At 43.2% G+C, this 6,429-nt stretch carries 6 protein-coding genes and 2 pseudogenes; 4 read left to right on the forward strand and 4 right to left on the reverse strand.

Translation table 11 applies throughout. The features are described 5' to 3' along the window. Positions 1–109, reverse strand: a pseudogene (locus FTU66_RS13235) (dihydropteroate synthase); the annotation flags it as partial. Positions 110–527: 418 nt separating this feature from the next. Here FTU66_RS13235 and FTU66_RS13240 point away from each other — a divergent pair. Next, a complete protein-coding gene (locus FTU66_RS13240) occupies positions 528–2,030 on the forward strand; it encodes an IS91 family transposase (RefSeq protein WP_138773302.1) in 1,503 nt (500 codons plus the stop codon). A 170-nt stretch (positions 2,031–2,200) separates the two neighbouring features. On the opposite strand, the gene FTU66_RS13245 is transcribed toward FTU66_RS13240, so the two are convergent. The 3 genes from FTU66_RS13245 to FTU66_RS13255 form a co-directional block, all read right to left on the reverse strand. After that, entirely contained in the window at positions 2,201–2,521 is a 321-nt protein-coding gene (locus tag FTU66_RS13245; protein ID WP_179990683.1) for a hypothetical protein, read from the reverse strand. A gap of 16 nt (positions 2,522–2,537) precedes the next feature. Beyond that, complete coding sequence (gene erm / locus FTU66_RS13250; protein WP_107318659.1) at positions 2,538–3,407, reverse strand: 23S ribosomal RNA methyltransferase Erm; 870 nt, start codon at positions 3,405–3,407, stop codon at positions 2,538–2,540. A gap of 276 nt (positions 3,408–3,683) precedes the next feature. Next, positions 3,684–4,928, reverse strand: a complete 1,245-nt coding sequence (locus FTU66_RS13255; protein ID WP_179990686.1) for a hypothetical protein — start codon at positions 4,926–4,928, stop codon at positions 3,684–3,686. Positions 4,929–5,077: 149 nt separating this feature from the next. On the opposite strand from FTU66_RS13255, the pseudogene FTU66_RS13260 reads away from it, so the two are divergent. From FTU66_RS13260 to FTU66_RS13265, 3 genes and pseudogenes are all read left to right on the forward strand, one after another. Next, positions 5,078–5,590: pseudogene (locus tag FTU66_RS13260) on the forward strand (class I SAM-dependent methyltransferase); the annotation flags it as partial. 30 nt (positions 5,591–5,620) lie between these two features. Beyond that, entirely contained in the window at positions 5,621–6,100 is a 480-nt protein-coding gene (locus FTU66_RS13785) for a BCCT family transporter (protein WP_338242671.1), read from the forward strand. Further along, positions 6,003–6,429 (forward strand): transposase zinc-binding domain-containing protein (locus FTU66_RS13265; protein WP_373683005.1); only part of this gene is annotated, 427 nt, incomplete at its 3' end. The genes FTU66_RS13785 and FTU66_RS13265, both read left to right, overlap by 98 nt.

Below are 6,429 nucleotides of genomic sequence, written 5' to 3' on the forward strand. Positions count from 1 at the left end.
GCTTACGCGCCTGCGCAATGGCTGCGTCTGGCGCCAGATACCGGCCTCCATCGGAGAAACTGTCCGAGGTTATGTTGACGATGCCGAAAATGATGAGCGATTTATTCATGGGGGCTTCTATAATAATAATAATCGAGCATGAGTCTCATACGGATGCTCGGGTCGAAAGGGAATCCCCAGGCGAGTAACCTGTTTGCGGTGATCCATTAGCTGCAGGAGCAGAAGAGCATACATCTGGAAGCAAAGCCAGGAAAGCGGCCTATGGAGCTGTGCGGCAGCGCTCAGTAGGCAATTTTTCAAAATATTGTTAAGCCTTTTCTGAGCATGGTATTTTTCATGGTATTACCAATTAGCAGGAAAATAAGCCATTGAATATAAAAGATAAAAATGTCTTGTTTACAATAGAGTGGGAGTGACTGGCACTCACAGGCAATGTCTGGCACTGGCTGGCATCACAGCTGAGACTTCAATATCTCGCAGCTGAGCGATAAACTGTATAAAAACACAGTATCGCAAGGATGCGGATCATGCCCCAAGTGGCGGCCAGGATGGCCAGCCGGGACGAGAACACTGGTCGTTACCAGCGTCACCGGCCCGAGCAAACCCTGCTCTATCGGATCGTCGAAGAATACTACCCGACGTTCGCTGCCCATTTGGCGGCGCAGGGCAGGGAACTGCCCGGCTATGTGCAACGCGAGTTTGACGACTACCTCAAATGCGGCCGTCTCGAACACGGCTTTCTGCGGGTGCGTTGTGAGTCGTGTCACGCTGAGCACCTGGTTGCGTTCAGCTGCAAACGTCGGGGCTTCTGTCCTAGTTGTGGCGCACGGCGTATGGCCGAAAGCGCCGCGCTACTGGTCGATGAGGTTCTGCCCGTACAGCCCATGCGCCAATGGGTACTCAGCTTTCCCTTTCAATTGCGCTTTCTGTTCGCCAGCCGGCCGGAGGTCATGGGCCGGGTGTTGGGCATCGTTTACCGCGTCATCGCCACGCATCTGGTCAAGAAAGCGGGCTATACCCACCAAGCGGCCAAGACCGGTGCCGTCACCCTGATCCAGCGCTTCGGCAGTGCACTGAACCTCAACATTCACTTTCACATGCTGTTCCTCGATGGCGTGTACGTTGAGCGTCCCAATGGAACAGCCCGGTTCCTCTGGGTCAGGGCGCCGACCAGCGCCGAACTCACCCAACTGGCGCACACCATCGCCCATCGGGTCGGCCGCTATTTGGAGCGGCAAGGCCTACTGGAGCGGGATGCTGAAAACAGTTACCTGGCCTTGGATGCGGTGGATGAAGATGCGATGACTCCACTGCTGGGGCATTCCATCACGTATCGCATCGCCGTGGGGCCACAGGCAGGGCGCAAGGTGTTCACCCTGCAGACACTGCCCGCCTGCGACCCGGAAGATCAGTTTGGTGACATGCCCGGTAAGGTTGCCGGTTTCTCGCTACATGCCGGCGTAGCGGCCAAGGCCCATGAGCGCAGCAAACTCGAACGGCTGTGCCACTACATCAGCCGCCCGGCGGTGTCTGAGAAACGGCTGTCGCTCACGAAGAATGGCAACGTGCGCTACCAGCTTAAGACGCCGTACCGGGACGGCACCACGCATGTGATCTTTGAGCCGCTGGACTTCATCGCAAGACTGTCGGCGTTGGTGCCGAAGCCACGTGTGAACCTTACCCGGTTTCATGGGGTGTTTGCGCCCAACAGCAAGCACCGCGCCCTGGTTACACCTGCCATGAGGGGCAAGGGGAGCAAAAAGGTCAAGGTATCGGATGAGCCGCCAACACCCGCTGGGCGGCGAGCGTCGATGAAATGGGCACAGCGGCTCAAGCGTGTATTCCAAATCGACATCGAGACTTGCAGCGAATGCGGCGGTGCCATGAAGGTGATTGCCTGTATTGAAGATCCGGTAGTGATCAAGCAGATCCTCGACCATCTGAAGCAAAAAGCCGAAACCAACGAGTCCAGCCCGTTGCCCGAGAGCCGGGCACCACCGGCTGGCCTGTCGCCGGGTCTGTTTACCTGACCCGTCCCAAACGATTCCGATCACGATGCTGCGGTAATTCAGCCGCGGCAGGGATGCGTTATGCCGGCGGCTTGGGTTGGCCCCGGCTGTCGGGAAAAACGGGTGAATTTTCGGCGGGATCGATGGCTACACGGGCCGGATTCAGAATCACCCACTGGCAAAGCAGGCCGTCATTCGCGGTCTACAGTGGCTGGACTTGGAGAAAAACGGCGTTTATTCTTCCTATACTCTTTTATATCTGATAATTGCAGATTAAATTCAGATAATAAAACATTTACAATATTTTTGAATTGAGTTTCAGAATAAAAAGCTTTATTATGATGTTTTATTCTGGATAAACGCTCTAGTTCCCAATATCTTAATAATGACAATTTACCACCATCATATTCCCAAAGTGAAATATTTTGGTCGTGCCTTTTTGTATCTGTTTTATAAAAATTGGCATACTTGTTTATCTCTACATATGCAAATAAGTAGTAACCTTTTTCCAATTAAGTACCCTTTTATTTAATATCTTTGAGTTCTGCTTCTGTGGACTTTTTCTAATTTTGATTGTTCTTTTAAAAGTTTTTGATAAGAACCTTCTACGAGTTTTTTCTTGTCTTGGCATACAAACTGCTTATATGTATCGAACATTTTAATCCATTGAATATATGTCCAATCGGAAAAATTTAGTTCACTATCTAAATTGATAATTTTTTTCAAACGTTTTTGCTGTTCATAAGAAAAAATATTTTTTGTTTTTTGTTTAAAATTTAATCCTGGGGCAGTATACATATATGATAAAAAATCCCAATATTCTAACATTGTTGCTTTTTTTATATCACAATATTCTTTTTTATGGAAATGCACAAGAACTATAGACACGTTGGGTTTTGGTTTAAAATCTGAAGGCAAAAACTCATAAGCCAGTTTTATATCATATAACGGTTTGAACATAAGTGATTTTAATGTGTCTTTATAATATGGAGTGCCTGCGTATTTTAACATTGCTTCGTACTGCATTATAATATACATATCTTGTGGCGGGTTGATTGCTGTTAGTAATCTTGTTAAGATTTCTCCCGTCATATTAAACGGTATATTAGAAAAAACTTTATAATTGCCATCAGGAAGTTTTATGTTCATAAAATCTTGATTGATAAGTGTTAGTTTTTCACTATTCAAGTTTTGCTTTAAAAATTGATACAAAGAGGTGTCTAATTCAATTGCAATTACACTTTTACTTACTCTTAATAAATGTTCGGTTATTATGCCTTTTCCCGGACCTATTTCATATACAATGTCAGTATTATTTATATTGCTATTTTCAACAAGGCTACTAACTAATTTTTTATCGTGTAAGAAATTTTGTGAATCCCTAATATTTCTTTCCATAAATTCCCTTTAATTGCATAATCTTTAATAGTTTATATAATTAATTATAAGATGAAACGTACAGTTTGTCAACTATTGCCATTTAAATTGGACATATAGCAAGCATACAAAATAATGGTGTTTTTACATATAAAAAACTACTAATACTGGTTACAAATCTTAAACCAAATAAAAATTTGCATAAAAAAAGATGTGATGATTATTAAATTCTTCACAACTTTTATATGTTAATATTTAACCAAAACATTAGATTTTAATATGTTTAGTATTTTACTCTCATACTGGCACCGTGAAGTCTACGTCAATTCCCCAAACATTTAGAGTAAGTGCAAAAAAGCCATTTTTAAAATTTGTTTCGGACAAGTAAAAAGTTTTAGGCTCATCAATTCCCCAATAATATATATCTATATATTCTGCATAAAGAAATTTTTGAGATTCTTCATCGTATTTTATGCCTTCGACACCATATCCCTCTTGAAACCTATAATCGCCTAGTATATTGACAAATTCATGTGATAGATAAGGTATTGCATAGTTTTCATCATTGTTATCGTAGACAGCAATTAAGAGTTGGAATTCATAAGTATCATCATTAGAGTCGATTGCATTAATCGTTATCCATTGTAAACCGACACTTGTGTTGTCATATACAAAATCCTCACCTATTAAAACGGTAATAAACTCATTTGAAATTTCATTAAAATCGTAGAGATCGTAAATTAGTACCTCAAAATCTAATTTTAGACCCGAAAAATCCAAATCCATTGGCACAATTAGTAATGGATTTCTGTTGATTGAACCATATGAGGCATAGCTAACACCATAGTCAATTATGTCAGAATAATCAGTTATGTCAGAAAGATCCATATCGGCTATATTAATTATAACTTGTGAATCATGTATTACATCCCCATCTTTAGCAACTAAAAAGGTTTTTGAGGTGAAATAATCTTTTTCATCAACAGTATATTTGATAACTATAAAGCCGTATCCTTCTGTGTCAATGTCATAAGAAACAACCATATCTTTTGTAACTTGAACATTAGAATGTTTGTGGTGATTTATATAATAAATTCCTAGATATAAACTTAGTTTCATGTCGCTTAAGACTTCTTCTAAAGTGGAGCCTAATTTAACGGATTCAGAGTCTATATCAATTTCAATTTTATTATTAAATGCCAAGTTTTTTGAAAAATCATCGCTTGATATTTCATCTAAAATGGTTTTAATTTTTATTTCAAACTCATAACCTTCAATCTCAATTCTTGTATTATGAATGCCTTCATCCAATATTGTTTCTTGATCTTCATCAATTATGTCCTCAAAGCGAACAGTGTTAAAATATCCATTATCGTAAACTAGCACTATATCAGAAAAAAGCATACCTGCATTATATTCATTGATCTCTTCGTCTTCGATTGCGGTATAAAAAATTAGACCATAATTTCCATTAACATCTTTAGTTGGAGAGAGGTTTATAACTGCTAAAACCTCAAATTCCTCGTCATCTGCAACAAACAAGTCTTCGCGTATTAATGCTGCGTATTCGTTAAAGGCAAAAATAACATCTTCCGATATTTGGGTAAATAGAACAGCTTCCCAATTAGAAAAATAAGCATAAAAATCTTGAGTGCCTTTATTTATTACAAGCCGAATTTTCTAAATTACCTAAAGGAGGTAAGGTTCTTTGCTTAGCCGAAGGTGAAGGTCGCAATGCTGTGTTTTTAGCCAAGCAAGGTTATGACGTTACAGCGGTTGACCAGTCTAGCGTCGGCTTAGAAAAAGCACACAAATTGGCGGCTGAACAGGGTGTAAAAATCACCACAGTGGTAGCCAACTTAAATGAGTATGATTTAGGCGTAGACGCTTGGGATGGCATCGTTTCAATTTTCGCTCATGTGCCTCTTGAGTTACGGTTGAAATTGCATAAGCAGGCAGTGGCTGCATTAAAAGAAAATGGCGTCTTTATGCTAGAAGCCTATACAGCTGCTCATATTGACATGGATGGAGTGGGTGGTCCTCCTGCCTCGCAAATAGATATGTTTATGTCGCTTGAAGGGTTGCAGCAAGAACTAAACGGTTTGGATTTTATAATAGGTGCTGAAGTAGAGCGTGAAATCTCTGAAGGAAACTATCACCAGGGTAAAGGAGCAGTCGTTCAAGTGGTTGCCTGTAAGAAATAGTTAGTTAAATAGTAAGTTCTAAGGAAAGTAATGAGTACGTTTAAGCAATGGGTAAACCGTCTTTTAGGAGACGTAGGAACCGTTTTTTACCTATCAATACTCTTTATTGGTTTGTTTTTAATTGCCACAGTCAGTAACCCTGATGGCGTTCAAGAGTTAGCGCAAAAAGCACTGGATGCGACCGCTGATGACTTTGGCTGGTTGTACTTATTAGTGACCAGTGGCTTTGTCATTTTTACACTCTGGTTGGGGTTGTCACGCTTTGGCAGTATTCGCCTCGGGCCTGATGACGAGGCACCCGAGTTTAGCTATGGCTATCGCAAGGATGCGGATCATGCCCCAAGTGGCGGCCAGGATGGCCAGCCGGGACGAGAACACTGGTCGTTACCAGCGTCACCGGCCCGAGCAAACCCTGCTCTATCGGATCGTCGAAGAATACTACCAGACGTTCGCTGCCCATTTGGCGGCGCAGGGCAGGGAACTGCCCGGCTATGTGCAACGCGAGTTTGATGACTACCTCAAATGCGGCCGTCTCGAACACGGCTTTCTGCGGGTGCGTTGTGAGTCGTGTCACGCTGAGCACCTGGTTGCGTTCAGCTGCAAACGTCGGGGCTTCTGTCCTAGTTGTGGCGCACGGCGTATGGCCGAAAGCGCCGCGCTACTGGTCGATGAGGTTCTGCCCGTACAGCCCATGCGCCAATGGGTGTTGAGTTTCCCGTTTCAGCTGCGTTTCCTGTTTGCCAGCCGGCCCGAGATCATGGGGTGGGTGCTGGGCATCGTTTACCGCGTCATTGCCACGCACCTGGTCAAGAAAGCGGGCCATACCCACCAAGTGGCCA

The sequence above is a fragment of the Acinetobacter sp. YH12131 genome, from assembly GCF_013418635.1.
Taxonomy (GTDB): domain Bacteria; phylum Pseudomonadota; class Gammaproteobacteria; order Pseudomonadales; family Moraxellaceae; genus Acinetobacter; species Acinetobacter towneri.